The organism is Nostoc sp. DedQUE02, from assembly GCF_034531035.1.
GTDB lineage: Bacteria > Cyanobacteriota > Cyanobacteriia > Cyanobacteriales > Nostocaceae > Nostoc.
The window spans coordinates 31,635-54,849 of the sequence record NZ_JAVRBY020000009.1; the positions used below are offsets into that span (position 1 = coordinate 31,635).

A 23,215-nucleotide genomic window follows, 5' to 3' on the forward strand; every position below is an offset into this window, starting at 1 on the left:
CTGTTTTAAATATTTCAGTACTTTAAGATTGAAATATTGTTAATTAATTTTAGAATACTCACCTTTCCTTGGAGATAGCATCTCCTAGTTACTCAAAAGAAAAACAAGAGATGAAAAAGCGATTTTCTTATAAATTTATTGGTGTCCAAGTGGATGCACTCTCTATCCCCGACTTAAATTTATTGATTGAAGAATCTATTGATAAAAATGAGAAATGGATTATTGCTAATCACAATTTACATAGTCTTTATCTTTTCCATAACGATTTAAAAATGCAGGCTTTTTATTCCAAGGCAGAATATATCCATATTGATAGTATGCCTTTAGTGTTTATTGGAAAGCTTTTAGGTTTTCCAATTAAACGAGAACAAAGAGTAACTTATGCTGACTGGGTATGGCCTTTGATGGAAGAAGCTGCTAACAAAGGCTGGCGCATATTCTATTTAGGTTCAAAGCCAGGAATCGCTGAAAAAGCAGCAAATATTTTGTGCCAGAGATTTCCTGGTTTACAGATTACTTGTGCTCATGGCTACATTGATATGAATAAAGATAGTCAAGAAAATCTGGCTACTCTGGCTGCAATTAATGATTACAAACCCCACATATTAATGGTAGGGATGGGTATGCCACGCCAAGAGTATTGGATTCACGAAAATCTTGAACATATTCGAACCAACACTATTTTGACTACTGGAGCTTGCATGGATTATGTCGCAGGAGCAATACCTACTCCTCCTCGTTGGATGGGAAAGGTGGGCTTGGAATGGTTGTATCGTTTGTTGTGTGAACCGAAAAGACTTTGGAGACGTTACTTACTTGAGCCTTGGTTTGTTGGCACATTATTTTTACGAGAAATTTGGAGTATTTCAAGTCAAGAAAAAAAAAATAAAATGCTGCTATTTCTCAGTACGAAATTCCACAAGTTCGTAGCGTTATCGAGTATGTCAAAGCCTTACCAGTAGCTCGCTCAATTCGTCACGAATTTATGAAATGTTGTACTAATGTTTAATCACTAATTATTTAGTAAGTTTTATTCAACTTTCATACTCGTGAGTAGCGAAGAATCTCTCTACCTACTTCGCTTAGAATCATACTTAAAAACCCTATTTACGCCTGGATAGAATATTAAGTTACTTGCTGAAAAGCTTTGGCAATAGCGTTGCGGGCTGGTTTAGGTTGCAGGTTCGTATCGAAGGGAAGCGGACGCAAAAATGCCTGACTACTTGGATTGTTTCTAAATTTTGCTGGCATCCAGTTTGGATGACGTATCCAGGTATGACGGTCGGTAAGCCCCCATGTAATCACAGTATCAACTTTAGCCGCAAAGCACAGGTCAAGATATCGCTTGTAACTGTCGGCTACCATCTGGTCTATCTCTTTGATAGTACTGGGCAGTGGAGTATCAATGATAATATCTAATTCCGTGATTCTTGGTTTAACTCCCAGATCATTAAGCCGTTTTAAGACGGAACTAAATCCTTTCTCGTCAAAAGGATATGCAGTAGAAAACCATAGATGTGACTGGATACCTGCTCCGTCAATTTTAACGCCACTATTCTTCAGATATTCAACCATTCTTAAAAAACGCTCTGATTTCAATGTAGCGCCTTCGATGCCATAATCGTTGAGGTAAAATTTCTTGTTACTATCAACTGAAGCGGCCAATTTAAACAAATCTCGAATCAATTCTCGTTTTACCCCTCTACGCAAACCGTAGGTAGGGTTGTCAGTTTCATTTTCGCTATCAGCAATAATTTCATTGGCAATATCCCAAGATTTTAAAACGGGACTATTGCGATAATGTCCCATGACTCCTTTAAGATGGCGTTCAATCATCTCAAGTGTGGGGGGGTAAGGAAGCCAGTCTGGTTTCCCCATGTGCCAGAAAAGGGTATGCCCGTGCATTTGTATATTATGCTTTTGGCAAAAATTAGCGATCGCATCTGCTGATTCAAAGGTAAATTTTCCTGGCTGCGGTTCCGTGGCGTTCCATTTTAATTCTCCATTGGGTGTCACAATCGAACATTCACGAGCAATCAGGTTCGCGTAATCATTTTCTGTTTGCAAAAATTCACTAGAAACTGCTGCGCCATAACGCTTTCCTTTGGCAGCAGCTAATTGCCGAAGGGGAGTATTTACATTTGGATAATATGCTGCGATCGCATTCGTACTATGGTCTTCTTTTTCCTTGTACTTTTGTAAAAACCCCATAGTCAATAACGCAGAAAGGGTTGTGTATCCTGCTCTTGTTAAAAATTTTCTTCGAGAATGCATAAATTCTATTTAATAAAAAACACATAGATTATTATACTACAAAATATTACAGAACAAGTTTTGATACTTTTTGAGGTGTAGTAATGATTGCCACAGTCATTGCACTCAAAAAGGCAAATATATAGAAGATGCTCGACTGAAGACCAATAGTACATAGCCGTTCCCCGGAATAAAGAAGAAAGAGAAACGAACCGCAAAGAACGCATACCCTTGCGGGGAAGTAAGCTACGCGTAGCGTCTCGTAAGAGTTGGATACAAAGAAAGAAGGTAAAAGGGTTTGGCGCATCTTGACAAAGAAATAGTATAATGCATAGTGCGATCTTTGTAGATGCGGACGTATGAGCAACAATTGGGACATTGAGCGATCGCAGTTTTGCTAAATAGATTTAGCGAACAATAAGATTCCCGAACCTATACCCCACAAAAAAGAATAATTGACCTCAAAGCTAGATGTAATCAATATTTTGGCTATTGAGTACATGATTAATACATATTAATAGATGCAGTATTTCGGATGAGATACTCATATATGCAGCATTTATTAAAGTTAACTTACAGCAATATTCAGGTATTTAGACCACAACTCAGACGGACAGTAAGAAGTAGCGAGTGGTGTAGTTGAATTACTTGAAAAGCCCTGTAACAAACCGATAATACACTGGCTACCTAGTTCTGGATATTTCTGATTCGGCGTTGCTGATTGCGGTATGAAAAATAATTTTGCGTTATTTCAAAATTCTTGTAGAGACGTTGCAATGCAACTTGTAGAGACGTTGCAATGCAACGTCTCTACATCCAAATTCATACCTCGATTCGGCAACACCTCTGATTCTTATATTCATGTGTTCTGATAATGCAGCTTAGAGGCGGGGACAAAAATTATATTATGAACAAAACCTTTGCAACTATCGACGGGAATGAGGCTGTTGCCCGTGTTGCTTACAAATTAAATGAAGTGATTGCCATTTTCCCCATCACCCCCTCTTCAGCAATGGGCGAATGGGCTGATGCTTGGTCAGCAGAAGGTCGTCCTAACCTCTGGGGTACTATTCCCAGCGTCGTGCAGATGCAAAGCGAAGGGGGAGCGGCTGGTGCTGTACATGGGGCTTTGCAAACAGGTTCTCTGAGTACGACCTTCACGGCATCTCAGGGATTATTGTTGATGATACCCAATTTCTACAAAATTGCTGGTGAGTTGACTAGCGCTGTAGTTCACGTTGCCGCCCGTTCCTTGGCTACCCATGCTTTATCGATTTTTGGCGACCATAGCGATGTGATGGCAGCTCGGGCGACTGGTTTTGCTCTGCTGTGTTCGGCTTCGGTGCAAGAAAGTCAAGATTTTGCTCTGATTGCTCATGCTGCTACCTTAGAGGCACGAGTCTCGTTTATGCATTTCTTTGATGGCTTTCGCACTTCACATGAAGTGCAGAAAGTCAAACTGCTCTCAGATGATGATTTGCGATCGCTCATCCACGATAACCTAATACTCGCCCACCGCAGCCGCGCCCTCACCCCAGATCGTCCCGTATTGCGGGGGACTGCCCAAAACCCCGATGTCTACTTCCAAGGACGGGAAGGCGCTAACCCTTATTACAACGCCTGTCCAGATATTGTCCAGCGCATCATGGATGAATTTGGCGAACGCACGGGAAGGCATTATCAAATCTATGAATATTACGGTGCTAACGATGCCTCGCGCGTTATCGTTCTTATGGGTTCAGGTTGTGAAACCGTCCACGAAACAGTAGATTATCTTAACGCCCGTGGTGAAAAACTTGGCGTGGTGAAAGTCCGACTTTACCGCCCCTTTGATGTCCAAAGGTTTGTTGCAGTATTACCAACTAGTGTAAAAGCGATCGCAGTTCTTGATCGCACCAAAGAAGCAGGTAGTGCAGGGGAACCTTTGTATTTAGATGTTGTGGCTGCTATTCATGAAGCGTGGGGGAATAAGAGAGCAGGGGGAGCAGGGGAGGCAGGGGAAGCAGGGGGAGCAGGGGAGGCAGGGGAGGCAGGGGAGGCAGGGGAAGCAGGGGGAGAAAATACTTTCTCATACCCTAAAATTATTGGTGGTCGTTACGGTCTTTCATCTAAGGAATTTACTCCGGCGATGGTGAAGGGCATCTTTGATAATCTTGCCCAAGCTAAACCGAAAAATCATTTTACTATTGGGATTAATGACGACGTTACTCACACTTCTCTCAGCTTTGACCCTAACTTCTCTACAGAATCGGATAATGTTGTTCGGGCAATGTTCTATGGGTTAGGTGCTGATGGTACAGTTGGGGCTAACAAAAATTCTATCAAGATTATTGGTGAAGAAACTGACAATTATGCCCAAGGCTACTTTGTCTTTGACTCTAAGAAATCTGGCTCAATGACTGTCTCTCACCTCCGCTTCGGTAAAGAGCCAATTCGCTCCACTTATCTAATTGACCAAGCTAACTTTATTGGTTGTCATCACTGGGGATTTCTAGAACGCATAGATATTTTGAAGGCTGCTATCCCTGGGGCGACTTTGCTGCTTAACAGTCCATACAATGCAGATACCGTTTGGGAATATCTGCCGTTGAAAGTGCAGCAGCAAATTCTCGACAAGCATTTGAAGTTATATGTAATCAATGCTAGCCAGGTTGCCCGTGAAAGTGGTATGGGTGGCAGAATTAACACTATTATGCAGGTATGCTTCTTTGCCTTAGCGGGTGTCTTGCCGCAAGAAGAAGCAATCGCTAAAATCAAACAAGCGATTGAGAAAACTTACGGTAAAAAAGGCGTAGAAGTTGTCCGCATGAACTTGCAAGCCGTAGACAACACCTTAGACAACTTGCATAAAGTAGATATTCCACAGACAATCAACAATCCAAAATCCAAAATCGTTCAACTGAGCGAAGCCGAAGTCCAAAATCCAAAATTGCTGGACTCTGCTCCCGAATTTGTGCGGGAAGTTTTGGGCAAAATCATGGTGTGGGAAGGTGATGACTTATCTGTTAGCACACTACCAGTTGATGGTACTTTTCCCGTCGGTACTGCGAAGTGGGAAAAACGTAACGTTGCCGAAGAGATACCTGTGTGGGAGCCAGATGTCTGCGTTCAATGTGGTAAGTGCGTTATGGTTTGTCCCCACAGTGCCATCCGTGCCAAAGCTTATCAACCTGATGAGTTGGTTAATGCACCAGCAACTTTTAAGTCAACTGGTGCAAAAGATAAAGACTTTGCCAATCAAAAATTTACCATTCAAGTTGCCCCAGAAGATTGCACGGGATGCACTATTTGTGTAAATATTTGCCCTGCTAAAGATAAATCTGAGCCATTGCGGAAAGCGATTAACATGGCACAGCAGTTACCTTTACAAGAGCAAGAGCGAAAAAACTGGGATTTCTTTTTGAGTTTACCTAATCCTGACAGGCGATCGCTAAAATTAAACCAGATTCGCCAACAACAACTGCAAGAACCTTTATTTGAATTCTCCGGTGCTTGTGCAGGTTGTGGTGAAACACCTTACTTAAAACTATTAACACAATTGTTTGGCGATCGCGCCGTCATCGCTAATGCTACAGGTTGTTCTTCAATTTATGGAGGCAATCTCCCCACCACTCCTTGGACAACCAACGCCGAAGGACGCGGCCCGGCGTGGTCTAATAATTTATTTGAAGATAACGCCGAATTCGGTTATGGCTTCCGCCTTTCCTTAGATAAACAAGCTGAGTTTGCAGCAGAATTGTTGCAACAGTTGGGGAGTGAGGAAATTCACCAATCAATAATTCCTAGTGATTTAATTCAGTCAATCTTGAAAGCTGAACAAAAATCTGAGGCTGATATTTGGGAACAGCGCGAAAGGATAGAACTGTTGCAGCAGAAGTTAGATGAAATTGTAACTTTCGACCCCAAGTTAAAATCTAAAATCCAAAATCTCAAATCTCTTGCCAATTATTTGGTGAGAAAAAGCGTCTGGATTGTTGGCGGTGATGGTTGGGCTTATGATATTGACTTTGGCGGTATCGATCATGTAATTGCTAGTGGTCGCAATGTCAACATCTTGGTGATGGATACAGAAGTGTATTCTAATACAGGCGGTCAATCTTCTAAAGCCACGCCACGAGCCGCAGTTGCCAAATATGCCGCCAGTGGTAAGCCAGCACCAAAGAAAGACTTAGGGATGATTGCCATGACCTACGGAAATGTCTACGTAGCGAGTGTAGCCCTTGGTGCTAGAGATGAACATACCCTGAAAGCATTTTTGGAAGCAGAAGCTTATGACGGCCCATCACTGATTATTGCTTACAGCCATTGCATCGCCCACGGCATTAACATGACCACCGGGATGAATCATCAGAAAAGTTTGGTAGAATCAGGTCGTTGGTTGCTGTATCGGCATAATCCAGAATTGCTTAACCAGGGTAAAAATCCATTGCAATTGGATATGCGATCGCCTACACAATCTGTAGAACATTCCATGTATCAAGAAAATCGCTTCAAAATGCTCACTAAGAGCAAACCCGACCTAGCCAAGCGCTTATTAGAACAAGCGCAAGCTGAAGTAGATGCACGTTGGCAGATGTACCAATATTTGGCAAAACGCGATATCCTCTGAACATTAGCCTTAAATTTAGTTATAAAGATTGCGACTTTAGTAACTCAAGTCGCAATTTTTGTTACAAACATAAGAATTTTCGTTACAAAATACCTTTTTGGTTACTCAAATAATTATTTTTGTTAAAATCATTAGAATTTTCGTTATAAAATAATCATTTTGGTTATTAAACTGGTTATTTTCGTTACAAACATGAGAATTTTCGTTACAAAATCACCATTTTGATTACTCAAATCGTTATTTTCGTTACTAATGTTGTGGTTTAAGTTGTGTTGAACCCAAACTTTAGTTAATAAACGCGCAAATGTTGGGTTTGGTTCTTCAACACAATTTATAAAAAGAGTGCAATGTCTACGACGGGCTACACCTAGGCAAAAACTTTATATAGCAGTTGCTAAAATTCACTCTAACTTTACCAAAATTACACCCAGCCTCTTGACAATGCTTAGAGATTCATCAGAGGATTTAAGTGATTTAACGGTTATTAAAGTAATTTTTGCTTACAAAGCTCAAATCGTTTGACTAGCTGACATCAAAAGACCGCTATCAATACAATTGGTAAGTGTAAGCTTTGTAATTCGTGATTAATCTTTTTAATTACGAATTACGAGTTACGAATTACGAATTATTAAATTACCGCTATTGGTCGGATGTGGCAGCAGAAAGGCATCAAAGAGAGTAAGCGGGAAAATATTAATAGATGTGCAACTCAATTTTAGAAGAAGGCGGGTGCGATCGGCTAATCTACAACGCAGTAAGCGATTAGTAATCTAATGGCAGTGCAAGGGAGGCTGAGTACAATACGGCGAAAATAAGCCACCCATTTGAAATCTCTAAAACTCTGACGCGATCAGAATTACGAATTACGAATTACTAATTATGACTAGCGACACTAGTTTCTTTGCTAATGACTAACGACAAATAACTCATAAAAACTAACACGGGAGAAATTATGGCAAATTCAACTTTTAACCTTTCGGATCTTAACGGCACTAACGGCTTTACCATCAACGGTATTGATAGATTTGACTTCTTAGGTCTTTCTGTCAGCACTGCGGGAGATATTAACGGTGACGGCATCGACGACCTGATTATCGGAGCACCTTTTGCCAATAACCCTAACTTCAGCAGCTTAGGGCAAAGCTACGTGGTGTTTGGCAGCAAAGGGGGTTTTGATGCCCAACTCAACCCCTCCAACCTCAACGGCACTAACGGCTTTGCCATCAACAGCATCGCATACGACTACTCAGGTATTTCTGTCAGCAGTGCGGGAGATATTAACGGCGACGGCATCGACGACCTGATTATTGGGGCATATGGTGCTGACCCCAATGGCATCTCTTCAGGGCAGAGCTATGTGGTGTTCGGCAGCAAGGGGGGTTTTGATGCCCAATTCAACCTCTCCACCCTCAATGGCACTAATGGCTTTGCCATCAACGGCATCAATGCAGGTGACGAATCAGGCGATTCTGTCAGCAGTGCGGGAGATATCAATGGCGATGGCATCGCCGACTTGATTATCGGGGCCCCCTTTGCCGACCCCAACGGCATTGCCTCAGGGCAGAGCTACGTGGTTTTTGGCAGCAAGAAAGGTTTTGCTGCCAGTTTTGACCTCTCCACCCTCAATGGCATTAACGGCTTTGCCATCAACGGCATCAATTCACTTGACGCTTCAGGTTGGTCTGTCAGCAGTGCGGGAGATATCAATGGCGATGGCATTGATGACCTGATTATTGCGGCACGACGTGCCGACCCCAATGGCACAGATTCAGGGCAGAGCTACGTGGTGTTTGGCAGCAAGAAAGGTTTTGCTGCCCAACTGAACCTCTCCACCCTCAATGGCACTAATGGTTTTGCCATCAACGGTATCAATGCAGATGACGAATCAGGCTGGTCTGTCAGCAGTGCGGGAGATATCAATGGCGACGGCATTGATGACCTGATTATTGGGGCACGAAGTGCCGACCCCAATGGCACAGATTCAGGGCAGAGCTACGTGGTGTTTGGCAGCAAGAAAAGTTTTGCTGCCCAACTGAACCTCTCCACCCTCAATGGCACTAACGGCTTTGCTATCAACGGCATCAATCCATTTGACTCTTTAGGTTGGTCTGTCAGCAGTGCGGGAGATATCAACGGCGACGGCATCGATGACCTGATTATTGCGGCACCAAATGCCAACACCATCGGTTCAGGTCAGAGCTATGTGGTGTATGGCAGCAAGGGAGGTTTTGATGCCCAATTTGACCTTTCCACCCTCAACGGCACTAACGGCTTTATCATCAACGGCATCAGTAGCTCTGTCAAATCTGTCAGAGGTGCCGGAGATGTCAACGGCGACGGTTTTGACGACTTGATACTCGGGGCATTTGATGCTGACCCCAACGGTGACAGATCAGGGCAGAGCTACGTGGTGTTTGGCGGGAAAAATATCGGCAGCATCATTAACCTCACGGGAACCCTTGGTGCAGATACTCTCATCGGCACAATTAACAATAACATCATTGATGGTAAAGCTGGTAATGACAAGCTCACTGGTAATGGTGGTCAAGATAAATTCATCTTCCGCCCTGGTGATGGCATCGACACCATCACCGACTTTGGTGGTGTTGGCAAAGGTTCAAATCCATCAGCAATAGTAATTGCTCAAGTAGACACATTGCAATTTACAGGAGCGGGATTGACTGCCCAAAATCTGCAATTAACTCAAAACGGCAACAATCTAGAAGTGACTTTTGAAAATGTGGCTAACACCAAAGTCACTTTGCAAAACTTCAAATTAGAAAACCTGGATAATTTACCCGCATTGGGTAGCAGAGATGCACTTGGTAATATCTTGTTTGATGGACAAACCAGCATTACTGACAGTTTTGATGTCTTAGATGCCAACTCAAATCCTAGCAGCATCTTCAATGCCAACAAAGTAACATTCCTCAATGACTTGAATAATAACATCTCTGGTTTTGACAACTCCAATGATGTGATTAATGGTCAGGGGGGTAATGACAAGATTGATGGTAAAAGCGGCAATGACTATCTGCGTGGTGGTAGTGGGAATGATACCCTGATTGGTGGTGCGGGTAATGATATTCTCGTTGGTGGTGCGGGTGCTGACAGATTCCTTTACAACACCAATGCTCCCTTTGCCCTGACTGCTGTTGGTGCAGATACCATTAGTGACTTCAACAGTTCCCAAGGTGACAAGATTGTACTGGATAAGACTACCTTTGGTGCGATCGCTTCTAATCCCGGAACAGGTTTTAGCAACAAGAATGATTTCCAAATCACAACTTCTGCCGGAACTAGCACGGCAAAAATTGTCTACGACGCTGTGAGTGGGCAATTATTTTACAACCAAAATGGCAGCGCGGCGGGTTTTGGCAGTGGCGGTTTATTTGCAACTCTAACTGGTGCGCCAACTCTGGCGGCATCTGATTTTGTCTTGCAAGCGTAGTTTGTCTAAAACAGCAAACTTGAAGTTTAGATTTGTAGCACTGTGCCAACCTTGTTCATTAGCTATTGCAGATAAAACTTGTATATTTCATCGTCTAAACCATTCACTGTTGACTGTCAAGAGTCATTCTGACTTTTTCAATTTTTAGTTGTAGAAACAAAAGGACGAACTCATGGCAAATTCCGTTTTCGACTTATCTAACCTCAACGGCATTAATGGCTTTGCCATCAACGGCATCAATGCAAGTGACAACTCAGGCAACTCTGTCAATAGTGCGGGAGACATCAACGGCGATGGTCTTGACGACTTGATTATCGGAAGATTTAATAGCTACCCCAGCATTTTTGCAGAGCAGAGCTACGTGGTGTTTGGCAGCAAGTCCGATTTTAATGCCCAATTTGACCTTTCCACCCTCAACGGCACTAATGGCTTTGTGATCAATGGCATCTATCCAAATGACAAATTAGGTGTCTCTGCCAGCAGTGCGGGAGATATTAACGGCGACGGTCTTGACGACCTGATTATTGGGGCATTTAATGCCGCCCCCAACGGTGATGCCTCAGGGCAGAGCTACGTGGTGTTTGGCAGCAAGTCCGGTTTTAGTGCCCAACTCAACCTCTCCACTCTCAATGGTGCTAACGGCTTTGCCATCAACGGCATCAATCCAAATGACATTTCAGGGATTTCTGTCAGCAGTGCGGGAGACATCAACGGCGACGGCATCGACGACCTGATTATCGGGGCATCTGGTGCTGACCCCAACGGCACAGATTCAGGGCAGAGCTACGTAGTGTTTGGCAGCAAGAGAGGTTTCGATGCTCAATTAAACCTTTCCACTCTCAACGGCACTAATGGCTTTACTATTAATGGCATCAATGCAGGTGACAACTTAGGCAACTCTGTCAGCAGTGCGGGAGATATTAACGGCGACGGTATCGACGACCTGATTATTGGGGCAGGGGGATTTAATACCGACCCTTCAGGGCAAAGCTACGTGGTGTTTGGCAGCAAGGGGGGTTTTAATGCCCAATTAAATCTCTCCACCCTCAATGGCACTAATGGCTTTCTCATCAATGGCATCACTGCGTTTGACCTATTAAATGTCTCTGTCAGCAGTGCGGGAGATATTAACGGCGACGGTCTTGCCGACCTGATTATTGGGGCACCCTTTGCCGACCCCAACGGTGACGCCTCAGGGCAGAGCTACGTGGTGTTTGGTAGCAAGGGCAATTTTGGTGCCAGCTTTGACCTTTCTACCCTCAACGGCACTAACGGCTTTGTCATCAATGGTATCAATGCAGTTGACGAATTAGGTTTCTCTGTCAGTAGCGCAGGAGACGTCAACGGTGATGGTCTTGACGACCTGATTATTGGGGCACTAGGTGCCGACCCCAATGGCACAGATTCAGGGCAGAGCTACGTGGTGTTTGGCAGCAAGTCCGGTTTTAATGCCCAACTTAACGTCTCTACGCTCAACGGCACTAAGGGCTTTACCATTAATGGTATTAATGCAGGTGACACTTTAGGCAGGTCTGTTAGTAGTGCAGGAGACATCAACGGCGACGGTTTTGACGACTTGATTATCGGGGCAGATGGTGCCGACCCCAACGGGGAGAACTCAGGACAAAGCTACGTGATATTTGGTGGGAAAAATATTGGCAGTGACAGCATCATTAACCTCACGGGAACCCCTGGTGCAGACACTCTCATCGGCACAATTGGCAACAATATCATCGACGGCAAAGCTGGTAACGATACCCTCACAGGCAACGGTGGTCAAGATAAGTTTGTATTCCGTTCTGGCGATGGCAATGACATCATCACCGATTTTGGTGGTGTAGGTAAAGGTTCAAATCCATCTCAGGCTGTGATTAGTAAAGTGGACACGTTACAATTTACAGGTTCAGGATTGACTGCCCAAAATCTGCAATTAACTCAAAACGGCAACAATCTAGAAGTTACTTTTGAAAATGTGGCTAACACCAAAGTCACTCTGCAAAACTTCAAATTAGAGAACCTGGATAATTTACCCGCATTGGATGGCAGATTAGCACTTGGTAATATCCTGTTTAATAACCAGAGCAGCATTGCTGATAGTTTTGATGTCATTGATGGCAGCTCAAATCCTAGCAGCATCTTCAATAAAAACACGGTTACATTTCTCAATGATTTGAATAATAACATCACGGGTTTTGACAATTCCAATGATGTGATTAATGGTCAAGGGGGTAACGATACCATCAATGGCTTGAGTGGCAATGACTTGCTACGCGGTGGCGCTGGCAATGATATTCTCATCGGTGGTGCTGGTAATGATACCCTTGTCGGTGGTGCTGGTGCTGACAGATTCCTTTACAATACCAATGCTGCTTTTAACGGCTCTGCTGTTGGTGTAGATAGTATTAGTGATTTCAACAGTTCCCAAGCTGACAAGATTGTACTGGATAAGACTACCTTTAGTGCGATCGCTTCTAATCCCGGAACAGGTTTTAGCAACAAGAGTGATTTTCAAATCACAACTTCCGCCGGAACTAGCACGGCGAAAATTGTCTATGACGCTGTGAGTGGGCAATTGTTCTACAACCAAAATGGTAGCGCGGCGGGTTTTGGTAGTGGTGGTCTATTTGCAATTCTAACTGGTACGCCAACTCTGGTGGCATCTGATTTTGTCTTGCAAACATAATTTACCTTGAAACTATCTGGTAACAAAGAGACGTAGCACTGCTACGTCTCTACATCGAACACCAATAACGCCGTTCTACTTAGATAAACGAGTCATTTCAAACAATTGCTGGGCATTACTTCCTAAAAAAGCATCAAAAAGTACCTGCTTTCCAGATTCCACTTCTACCAAATAGCGCTGGGCTATTTCATAATAGGCGTAAGTCCAAGGAATCTGAATTTCTGTACCACTGTTATCATCTAACACTGTCACCATTTCTGTTATTGCTTGAGTTGCAGTTTGCCGTAAACCACAAGCAACATTTCCCTCTATCTCTGCTTTCATTGGTACACCCAGGTTAGCCAAAGCATTGGCGGTAGTATCTATGTCTAGATATTCGGGAGTATTATGTGCATTGATGTAACCTGTGAAATGATTGACAGCATATCCGTGCAGCAACACCCAAGCACCATACTGAGTAACCCGATTCACCTCTTCGACAACAGAACGCTGCGGAGGTAGCCAAGGACGGGTAAAAACTTGCTGGAGTTGTTTGGCGATGGTTTGAAAGTCCGCGTCTTTTTGTAGAAGAATAAGGGGTGAGGTCAGTTCCTTTGGGATTGAAGATACTGTTTTAGAGATGAGTTGGGCAATATTAGCAGGCAATTCATCGACAATCAACTCGCTGATAAACAATTTGGGTAAGTTAAATTCCTCTTGCTGCGGATGACGATAATGACGAGCATACAAATGAGTTTGAGCAAAAGTATACTCTCCAGCCGCCACGTAACCCAAAGCTTCTGCAAGTTGCCCAAGGTAGTCAATTCCCAAGTTAAGTTTACCTTGTGGAGTATCTACTAATAAACGCAAAGACCGAAAGGCGATGTGGTCGTTGGCGACAGTCCCACCCGCAGTAGTAATCATTTGCTGGTAAGTACGAGCATGATTTACCCTGGCGCTGTATTCTTGCCAAAGTAATTTCCATAAATTAAGGGCTATTTTATTTGTCATTTGTCATTTGTCACTGGACATTAAGCACTAGTTATTTCTCCTTTGTTCCCCCTAATATTTTAAGAATTTAAAATCTCGCTGATAATTTGAAGGGCTATCTGAATTTGGTCGCTGTCGATAACTAAAGGTGGACAAAAACGAATTGCTGCTTTACCGCAACCTAGTAATAATAAACCGCGTAAAAAAGCTTCTTGGATAATGCGATCGCGCAATTTATAATCAAGATTACCCTGTTCATCCAATAAATCTACCGCTACCATCAATCCCTTACCTCGTGGCAACGATACTCTGGGAAATCTTTGATGCAACTCGGTAAGACTAGCTTGTAAGAATTCTCCCATCTGGGTAGCGTTGCTCATTAAACCACTTTCTAGCAGTCGTAGTGTGGCAATACCAGCAGCGCAAGCTACGGGATTACCGCCAAATGTAGTAGCGTGAGAACCAGGAGGCCAAGTCATTAACTCTGGTCTAGCAAGTATCGCTCCTAAAGGCATACCACTGGCGATACCTTTAGCAGTAGTAATGATATCAGGCATCACATTCCAATGCTCGATCGCAAATAAGCGACCAGTCCGCCCCATCCCTGCTTGTACTTCATCCACCACCATCAGAATACCGTGGCGATCGCATATCTCCCGAATTCGCTGCAAGAAACCATCTTCGGGTACGATATATCCACCTTCTCCTTGAATCGGTTCGACGATGATCGCCGCTACTTCTTGCGGTGGTAAAATCGTCGTAAATAACTGTTTTTCCAAGCAATCTAAGCTAGCGTGACTGCCATAAGGAATATGAGTTACCCCAGGAACTAAAGGCCCAAAGTTAGCTCGTTGCACTGCTTTGGAACCAGTCAGAGACATTGCTCCATAAGTGCGTCCGTGAAATGCACCTAAGAAGGCTACGATTAGCGATCGCTTGGTGTAATATCGAGCTAGTTTGATTGCTCCTTCGTTCGATTCTGCCCCGGAATTGGTAAAAAATATCTTTGCAGGAAATGCAGTATCGCTCTGTGGGTGGGGAAAGGGAGCGCGAATTGCTAATTGTTCCGCTAGTTCCACCATCGGCTCATAATAAAAATCCGTCCCTGACATGTGCAGCAGACGCGCCGACTGTTCTTGAATTGCCTTGACAACTTCCGGGTGAGCGTGTCCGGTGGCGGTAACGGCAATACCTGCGGTCATATCCAGAAATACATTGCCATCAACATCTTCTACCATACAACCCTGACCGCGAGATACAACTAATGGGTAATCGCGGGTATAAGAAGGAGAAGTTACGGCGCGATCGCGTTGTACAATTGCTTGAGCGCGAGGCCCGGGTAAAGAAGTTACTAAACGGGGTATACGAGGTAAATTTAGGTTAATAGGAATACTTAACATAATTTGTTTTCGGGCTTTTAAAGATTACTGATGATTAAACGCTAAAGCTTGATTGCGGACAGTAGCATTTGATTCCATTACTGTAAGAATTACGCATTTACCGAAAAATCAGAGTACACGTCAGCGACTCAGGAAAAATACAGCTAATTTTTCCTGAATCCTCAGAAGTATTTAACGAAAAAGCTTGATAGTAAGCCCTTTCGTATTGTTTAAGACTCTTGCCCGTTTTTATAACACAACTTTTAGAAAATGTTCCCTATTTCCTATTGCCTATTGCCTATCCGCTATTTCCTATCCCCTATCCCCTCTATCGAAACCACCAACTTCCCCAATTGCTGTAAAACTGAAACCGTCCAAAGCCAAGAAATTGACCGTGAGATTTTTCACCCACAGGGAATGCAGTAACACCCAATAAGTAAACACCAGAAAAGCTGGGATTACTCACAGGGCGGAGGGCGATGGTAATTGTCTGTCCTGGAGTTACAGGTGGATCAAAGATTACAGAAACAGTGCGTATCTTGCTCTCGTTGATGACTGAACCTAGTTGCAGTTGCGCTTCTTTGCGATCGCGTGTGCCGACAAATGCGCGGGTATCATCAAGACGGTAGCGGATGTATTCTGACCCCTCTTTTTGGGCGATCGTCACTTTCTGGAGAGCTTCTCCAGCATTTTCCGGTACATTGATAGTGAAGTAGTAAGTTGCGCTCAAAACATTCACTTCTTTGTAAGTAGTTGTCGCGTTAACAAGTGTTGGCGGTTGAACGAAATAGACTAAGCCATCTCTAAGCTGCACAGCTTGAGCCACTGGCAGCGTCACTTCTCCAATGCCTATTGCTAACGAAAGTGTTATTCCAAACAAAGTTGTAAGGCGCATAATTCAGATATAAAAAAACGCACTTATTCTCATTCTAGTTCCTTGGGAATCAATGACTGAGGAATGATCGAAGCTTGTTTTTCCCCAATAGAAGATTTTGTATACCACCAAGCCCAAGCAATTAAAACGGCTTGCAAGGGAAGCCTAACTACGTGTACCCAAGGTGAGTTTGGTATATGTTCAATCTTAATCAGATTAGCCGCCATGTAAATATTCGCTGGGTAAACAGCAATAAAAAGTGCAAGAAGTCCCCAAGCAGCAGCTTGACTTACAGGCGGAACTAATAACCCGATACCACCCAAAATTTCATAAAAGCCACTGAGATAAACTAATCCTAAAGGGTAAGGTAGTTGCGGCGGCACAATTTTGACATATTCTTGTGGAACAAGAAAGTGTGTTACTCCAACCACAATGATGGATATAGCAAGGATGACACGTAATGTTTCCTTATGCTTATTCATGGTTTTTGCCTCTTTATATACTTCCCCTATTACTTCAGTTTGACTGATGGATGTTAATCTGCATTGAGTCAATAGGAGTAAAAATCGACAAAATTTTCCCAAGTACTTACCAAAACAATGCTGAGTAAAAAAGCAATAATTGCACTCAACACGGGCTAAACCTAGTAGTCTGCCAACCCAAAAATGTTAGGTGGAGGTCGGCAGAGGAGCAGGGAAGCAGGGGAGAGATTCGTACAAGATCTTTCCCCTCTGCCCCTCTGCACCTCTGCTTGCCACCACGCAAAGTTTGTGTGGCGAAGCACTAGCTATCCGCTAACGGAACTTACAACTGGGCTACTCCTGAAAAAGTGATTGCAACTATAAATAAAACTGATGCACCGGACTGTACTAAAGGATTTATTAACTATGCTACGGCTCGGTTAGTAAAGCAAAACAACATTTTTATCAAAAATTTTCTTAACTACGCTTGCATTTTTAACTACTGTCGTATTAGTATAACTACGACAGCACAAAACAGTAATATTTGCTGCTTAACAACACTTTTGCCAAAATAGCCTAAGACAAGCGCTTGCTTGAATATCACGCAGAAACCAGAATCTGCACTCAGACTTACACGACAGTTAAAACTACTTCTGTAAAACCATACAGAACAGAATTTTCTTGACGGAATTTTTTGTTACATGGTAGAAAGAAGCATTTAAAATCTGAGGTTTGTTCAATGTCAAGCCTCGTAATTTGGCGAAGGTATTGTTAATTGTGCGTAATTTTTTCCAAATCAAATTGGATTGCTATAGATTCACTTTGACTAAACAATCAAAACTTTGGAGGAAAACAATGACAGCTACAACAACTACTAATGCTAATAATCTATACAATGTACAAAATCAGTGGGGTGGTGCCTCTGCTCCGTGGAATCCTGGTGGAGTATGGGTAATTGGAGCTAGAGCAGATCAGCGCATTGTCGAACTCAAAGTTTCATCAAGTGACAACGGCAAAACACTTAATGGAACTACGACTTATGCTGGTGAAGGCCCCATCGGTTTTAAGGCTACCTTAACTGGAAGCGACACCTACAACGTAGAAAACCAGTGGGGAGGCTCATCTGCTCCGTGGAATACTGGCGGGACTTGGGTACTTGGCGCTCGCGGAAATCAAAATGTTGTTGCGATCGATATTACATCCAGCGACGGCGGTAAAACCCTGACTGGAACTATCACTTATGCTGGTGAAGGCCCCATCGGTTTTAAAGGTAACATTGTCGGCGGCAACAACTACACAGTAGAAAACCAGTGGGGTGGTAATACAGCGCCGTGGAATCCTGGTGGTACTTGGCTAATCGGTGCTCGTGTGGGACAGAATGTAGTAGCGCTCAATGTCACATCTAATGATGGTGGAAAGACCCTAACTGGAACCACGACATATTCTGGTGAAGGGCCTATTGGCTTCCGATCGCACCAAATCTAAAAAGGCGATCGGCCCTACACCAATTATCGGTTAAGTAGGTACTGAAGCCAACCTCCAACCCCCTCCCTGTTGTCTTGTAGGAGGGGGCTATGATGTAACTTCGCCAATAATAATATAGTTTCCCCTAATTTTAACTATCGGGAAACTCGACGCTTAGAAATCTTTAAGCTAAATCTAATTTTTCTCGAACTATTTCCTCATCTCTAAAGCCAACCAGCACAGCTGTTCCATCTTTGACAAAAAGTGGACGTTTGAGCAGCATTGCATCGTGAGTGAATGCATCAACCCACTGTTCATCAGCCCAAGTCTTCTTTTGATCTCCTAAAGCGCGGTAGGATTGACCAGAGGTATTTCGCATGGGAGCAAAACCCAAAGACTTTACCCAATTTTGAATCATCTCACGAGTCGGCGGAGTATCTTTGGTGTTGATAAATTCATGGTCAATGTTGTTGTGTTGGAGCCACGTCAAAGCTTTTTTGCAAGTGCTGCAATTGGGAATTCCGTAGACTTGAATAGACATAAAACAATTAAGCAACAATCTCCATATATGACATAGTAGATGGAACTTCTGCCATCAATGCTCTTGTCGTTAAATCTCTATGGCAGAAATTTAAGAGTAGCGATCGCTCGAAAGCAACTAAGTCCCCACTATCTACAGCGCGGCTGGGTGACTGAAGTCAAAGCAGATAGTGGGAGAGTAAATCTGCTTAATTTTTTACTGACGCTCAAAGACAAAAATAATTGAAATTGGTTTATTCGTCTTGGGATGACACGGTTCATATAAATTTAGCAATCGGTAATTCCAAGCATGGAACTCGTTAATCCATGATTCGAGGGTTCTGAAATACCAAGGAGTAGGGTAAAACGCTTGATCTGAAATTGCTTGCCATGAAGTTTCGCGCCACCCATTGGAATATGTAGAGTCACCGCAAGCAATTATTGGATGAAGTGTTTGAATAATTATTTTGCCTTTGTCTTCTAACAAGCTATGACCTGCCTTGGCGATCTCATCAAGAGCGGATTCGCCTAGAATTGAAAAGTTACAGATAAAACAAGAGAAAGAGTTAATAGTACTAAATCTTTGTGATGCGAGATCCGAGTAGGAACAGACAACAAAGCGAGAATCACCACTATGCCTTGCTGCCTCAATGAGGTCGGCACAAAAATCAACACCCCAGCCATCAATTCCTAAAGAAAAAAGCTGTCGAGACAACCATCCCTCACCGCATCCAATATCTAAGAATGTTCTTGGATTAAGTTGGCTGACTGTTTTGACTATAGCGGCATCTGTGGCGATCGCACGGCTTTCAATTTGCTGCTCACGAATTGCTTGTGTCCATAACAAAGCATTCATCCGCCATGAGTCAAGGATTCGTTTTTCATTCTCGTCCATACAACGCTGTTCAAATAGCACGAACATTTTTATACTTTAAAAATATAACGAGCAAATACTCAAGATACGTATATTTATTATTTAGCGATCGCAACTATCCACCGTGGGTTTTAACACTAGAAAAAAACCCCGTCTCTTTGAGTAGCAGCCGTAGGTCTGCGTGACGAAGTTTCGTGTCCTTCTTATTATTTTCCCACATATCAGAAAAGAATTCTTGCATCAGCGCAATGATACTGCGGTACTTGACGATGCTGGCAACATAGAACTTATCTAACTTCATCACCCCATCATCATGTATCTGCTCGATGTTGTCGAGTAATATAGCCCGCAATTCATAAGGTTTTAAGCCTTCTTTTATACCATATTTTTCCATTATCCTGCGTTTATCATTCTCCGAACATAAATCATACGGCGCTCGAATCAGATGACCGAGATTCCGCAGGATTTCTCCATAGTCGTAAAATATGTTTTGCTTGAAGAAAAACTCTTCATCTTTAGTCAGGGTAAAACTCTTATCAAGCACCAAACCAAAATCGGTCAAATATGTCCGCTTACCGTCGGTGAGAATGTTGCGAAAATGTGCATCGAAGTGGATGATTCCCTTTTTTCTCAAAAAATTAATCGTCGTGCGTAAGTCATCCAGGGGCTTCTGAAGCTTGTTAGGGTTTAAGAGTAGCCATGTTTCCAGAACATACGGTATATACTCTAGAAACAGAACCAGTTCATACTTGGCGATCGCTCTATCTAACAGATAATTCCCAGCGTTGGCACTATTGCCCCAGTATTCCACATAATCTTTTAGACGCGACCTATCGACATCTGTACGCTGCCCAGAGAACGGAATCATACGATAATGGTACATTAGTGGGAAAGTGGCAACTGCCCCCGACAATACCCAGTTAGTTGTCTTAATATGGGTCACGAGTTCGCGGAAGACTCCAAAGCCAGTGGAACCAAAGCCGTAATTACAGTAAGTCGGCAGATTATAGAGGTTTCTAGTAGAAAACAAGTTTTCAAATTCGATGTTTGTAACTGGAATACGTTTCACAAAGACCTTGACTTCTCCAAAAATGATAGTGTGATTCATTCCCCAACCTGTACTCGACTTATTCGACTCACTAATGTCAAACAGAGAAAGCAATTGTATATTATCCAACTGAGCTATTTGTGAACTGAGCTTGAAGTACTTCTTCCTTCTAACTTCTATATGCTTTTTAGCCATTTCTCCCGTCCAGCCACAGCATGAGAAACCGTAAAACTATTCTGAAAACAGGCACTGCAACACGATAAAGCAATGATCCTTGATAATTCCCTTGATTACCTGTTACTAACGCTTTATCCATAAAAAATATGAGCGATGCCTTTAGCCGACTTGCACCCTTCATCCAAGAATATATTTATCATCACCAGTGGACTGAATTACGTCCAGTTCAAATTGCTGCTTGTCAAGTTATATTTGACACTGATGCTCACTTACTAGTTACTGCTGCAACTGCTGCTGGTAAAACAGAAGCAGCTTTTTTACCAGTTTTAACTCTATTACATACCAACCCTGCTGCCACAATTGGCGCATTATATATTAGTCCAATCAAAGCTTTAATTAACGATCAATTTGAGCGTCTTAACGACTTACTCAAAGAAGCAGATATTCCAGTTTGGCACTGGCACGGTGATGTTTCGCAAACTCGAAAAAACAAACTTTTAAAGAATCCTCAAGGCATTCTCCAAATTACCCCAGAATCTCTAGAAAGTTTGTTAATTAACAAAAATAACGATTTACTTCGCTTATTTGGTGATTTAAGGTTTGTGATCATTGATGAAATTCACGCCTTTATGGGTTCAGAACGTGGTAGTCAAATTATTTGCCAATTGCAACGTTTAGCAAAGTTGACGCAAAAACAACCGCGTCGTATTGGTTTGTCGGCAACTCTTGGTGATTACTCAATAGCGGAAAATTGGCTGCGATCGGGAACAGATAAGCCAGTAATTACACCCAAAATTGACGGCATAAAACGGCAAATAAAACTAGCTGTAGAACATTTTTATATTACTGATGATGTAGATGAATCAGAAGCGACAGCTGATGAACAATATATTTTCAACCTCAGCAAGTCTCGCAAATGCTTGATATTTGCTAATAATCGTACACGAACCGAATCTGTAATTGCATCTTTGCGACAGATTGCCACAAAACAGGGACTACCAGATATATATCATGTGCATCATGGGAGTATATCTGCTAGTTTGCGGCAAGCTGCTGAAAATGCTATGCGTGAACCCAACAATCCAGCCGTTACCGCCGCTACTTTGACTCTAGAATTAGGTATAGATATTGGTTATCTAGAGCGAGTAATTCAGTTAGAATCACCCTTATCTGTAGCTAGTTTTTTACAGCGCTTGGGACGCAGTGGTAGAAGAGGTGAAGCTGCTGATATGCGATTTGTCTGCGCTGAAGATAAACCATTATCAGAAGCTTCTCTACCAGAACAAATACCCTGGCAACTTTTGCAGTGTATCGCGATAATTCAACTTTATTTACAGGAACAATGGATTGAACCAATCAGACCAATTAAATATCCTTTGAGTTTGCTTTATCACCAAACAATGAGTATTTTAACAGCAGCAGGTGAAATGTCAGCTAATGCCCTAGCTAAACAAATTTTTAGTCTACCACCCTTTGCTGCAATTTCCAAAGAAGATTTACAATTATTGCTCCGCTATTTAATTGATATTGGTCATATTCAGCATACTGAACAAGGTAAATTAATCCTGGGTTTGGCAGGAGAAAAGGTGGTGAGGAAATTTCAGTTTTATGCTGTATTTGCTGAACAGAAAGAATATATTGTTAAGCAAGGCGCAACAGAAATTGGCAGTATCGTCACGCCACTTCCTGTTGGCAATCAATTTGCTTTAGCTGGCAGAACTTGGGAAGTCGTAGAAGTTGACTTTAAAAAAAAGGCTATTTTTGTTAAACAAGCTGAGGGTAAAGCTAGTATTTATTGGCGTGGTGGTAGTGGTACTATTCATACCAAAGTTTTGCAAAGAATGCAGCAAGTTTTATTTGAGAATTTCGAGTATAGTTACTTGCAACCAAATGCTTTGCAACGTTTAAGTCAAGTTAGGCAATTAGCACAGCAGGTTGAATTAAATAAACAGAATATTTTGCAATTGGAAAAAGGTAAATGCTGCATTTTTCCTTGGATGGGTACGGTAGCTTATCGCACTTTAGAAAGATTACTCAACTCTTACTGTCGAGAATCATTGGAAATTACAAGTATTGGCGGTGTAAATCCCTATTATTTGACAATTAAATTAGGCAAGGATAAATTTAAATATCTTTATCGTGAAATTACTTCATTGTGTGAGCAAAGAATTACTTCAGAAGATTTAGTCAGTACTTCAGAAGCACCGGAAATTCAAAAGTACGATGGTTTTATTCCTCATCCACTTTTATGGAAAGCTTTTGCTAACGATTATTTGGATATGAGCGAACTCAAACAGCAAGTGGCATTGTGGAGATAATGAAAACATTACCAGTCATATCATGTTCGCATAATTATTTATGATTTCCATAGTCATTGCACCCCACCCCTTAATCCCCTCCCCGCAAGCGAGGAGACGAAGCGTAGCTTTGGCGGGGTGGGGTTCTTCGGGTTTA

At 42.6% G+C, this 23,215-nt stretch carries 15 protein-coding genes; 7 read left to right on the plus strand and 8 right to left on the minus strand.

Features of this window, described 5'->3' with window-relative positions; all coding sequences use genetic code 11:
- The first annotated feature begins 110 nt into the window (after positions 1 to 110).
- The gene (locus RMX98_RS10675) at positions 111 to 962 is read left to right on the plus strand and encodes a WecB/TagA/CpsF family glycosyltransferase (RefSeq protein WP_322681600.1); all 852 of its coding nucleotides are present in this window, start codon (positions 111 to 113) and stop codon (positions 960 to 962) included.
- A gap of 163 nt (positions 963 to 1,125) precedes the next feature.
- Here RMX98_RS10675 and RMX98_RS10680 read toward each other — a convergent pair whose 3' ends face one another.
- Positions 1,126 to 2,211: an endo-1,4-beta-xylanase gene (locus RMX98_RS10680; protein WP_322681599.1), complete on the minus strand. Its 1,086-nt coding sequence runs from the start codon at positions 2,209 to 2,211 to the stop codon at positions 1,126 to 1,128.
- A gap of 949 nt (positions 2,212 to 3,160) precedes the next feature.
- Between RMX98_RS10680 and nifJ the strand changes: the two genes are divergently transcribed.
- The 3 genes from nifJ (at position 3,161) to RMX98_RS10695 (ending at position 12,996) form a co-directional block, all read left to right on the plus strand.
- Complete coding sequence (gene nifJ / locus RMX98_RS10685; RefSeq protein ID WP_322681598.1) at positions 3,161 to 6,862, plus strand: pyruvate:ferredoxin (flavodoxin) oxidoreductase; 3,702 nt, start codon at positions 3,161 to 3,163, stop codon at positions 6,860 to 6,862.
- A gap of 952 nt (positions 6,863 to 7,814) precedes the next feature.
- Positions 7,815 to 10,313, plus strand: a complete 2,499-nt coding sequence (locus RMX98_RS10690; RefSeq protein ID WP_322681597.1) for a hypothetical protein — start codon at positions 7,815 to 7,817, stop codon at positions 10,311 to 10,313.
- 172 nt (positions 10,314 to 10,485) lie between these two features.
- Positions 10,486 to 12,996 (plus strand): hypothetical protein, encoded by a 2,511-nt coding sequence (locus RMX98_RS10695; protein WP_322681596.1) that lies wholly within the window; start codon positions 10,486 to 10,488, stop codon positions 12,994 to 12,996.
- Between the two features lie 75 nt (positions 12,997 to 13,071).
- Here RMX98_RS10695 and RMX98_RS10700 read toward each other — a convergent pair whose 3' ends face one another.
- The 4 genes from RMX98_RS10700 to RMX98_RS10715 all read right to left on the minus strand — a co-directional run bounded on the left by RMX98_RS10700 (position 13,072) and on the right by RMX98_RS10715 (position 16,700).
- Positions 13,072 to 13,986, minus strand: coding sequence for a DUF1338 domain-containing protein (locus RMX98_RS10700; protein WP_322681595.1), 915 nt, complete (start codon positions 13,984 to 13,986; stop codon positions 13,072 to 13,074).
- A gap of 59 nt (positions 13,987 to 14,045) precedes the next feature.
- The gene (locus RMX98_RS10705) at positions 14,046 to 15,365 is read right to left on the minus strand and encodes an acetyl ornithine aminotransferase family protein (RefSeq protein WP_322681594.1); all 1,320 of its coding nucleotides are present in this window, start codon (positions 15,363 to 15,365) and stop codon (positions 14,046 to 14,048) included.
- A 307-nt stretch (positions 15,366 to 15,672) separates the two neighbouring features.
- Complete coding sequence (locus tag RMX98_RS10710; RefSeq protein WP_322681593.1) at positions 15,673 to 16,239, minus strand: DUF2808 domain-containing protein; 567 nt, start codon at positions 16,237 to 16,239, stop codon at positions 15,673 to 15,675.
- A gap of 29 nt (positions 16,240 to 16,268) precedes the next feature.
- Entirely contained in the window at positions 16,269 to 16,700 is a 432-nt protein-coding gene (locus RMX98_RS10715; RefSeq protein ID WP_322681592.1) for a DoxX family protein, read from the minus strand.
- An 834-nt stretch (positions 16,701 to 17,534) separates the two neighbouring features.
- On the opposite strand from RMX98_RS10715, the gene RMX98_RS10720 reads away from it, so the two are divergent.
- On the plus strand, positions 17,535 to 18,164 hold the full coding sequence (locus tag RMX98_RS10720; protein ID WP_409881387.1) for a lectin ESA-2: 630 nt from the start codon (positions 17,535 to 17,537) through the stop codon (positions 18,162 to 18,164).
- Positions 18,165 to 18,327: 163 nt separating this feature from the next.
- On the opposite strand, the gene RMX98_RS10725 is transcribed toward RMX98_RS10720, so the two are convergent.
- Positions 18,328 to 18,684: a Spx/MgsR family RNA polymerase-binding regulatory protein gene (locus RMX98_RS10725; RefSeq protein ID WP_322681590.1), complete on the minus strand. Its 357-nt coding sequence runs from the start codon at positions 18,682 to 18,684 to the stop codon at positions 18,328 to 18,330.
- A gap of 39 nt (positions 18,685 to 18,723) precedes the next feature.
- Between RMX98_RS10725 and RMX98_RS10730 the strand changes: the two genes are divergently transcribed.
- Positions 18,724 to 18,909, plus strand: coding sequence for a hypothetical protein (locus RMX98_RS10730; RefSeq protein ID WP_322681589.1), 186 nt, complete (start codon positions 18,724 to 18,726; stop codon positions 18,907 to 18,909).
- On the opposite strand, the gene RMX98_RS10735 is transcribed toward RMX98_RS10730, so the two are convergent.
- The gene (locus RMX98_RS10735) at positions 18,880 to 19,557 is read right to left on the minus strand and encodes a class I SAM-dependent methyltransferase (protein ID WP_322681588.1); all 678 of its coding nucleotides are present in this window, start codon (positions 19,555 to 19,557) and stop codon (positions 18,880 to 18,882) included. The genes RMX98_RS10730 and RMX98_RS10735 overlap by 30 nt on opposite strands.
- 94 nt (positions 19,558 to 19,651) lie before the next feature.
- Positions 19,652 to 20,644 carry a hypothetical protein gene (locus RMX98_RS10740; protein WP_322681587.1) on the minus strand — a complete coding sequence of 331 codons (993 nt, stop codon included), beginning with the start codon at positions 20,642 to 20,644 and terminating at the stop codon, positions 19,652 to 19,654.
- 263 nt (positions 20,645 to 20,907) lie between these two features.
- Here RMX98_RS10740 and RMX98_RS10745 point away from each other — a divergent pair, with 263 nt between their 5' ends.
- Entirely contained in the window at positions 20,908 to 23,079 is a 2,172-nt protein-coding gene (locus tag RMX98_RS10745) for a DEAD/DEAH box helicase (protein WP_322681586.1), read from the plus strand.
- The last annotated feature ends 136 nt before the right edge of the window (positions 23,080 to 23,215 follow it).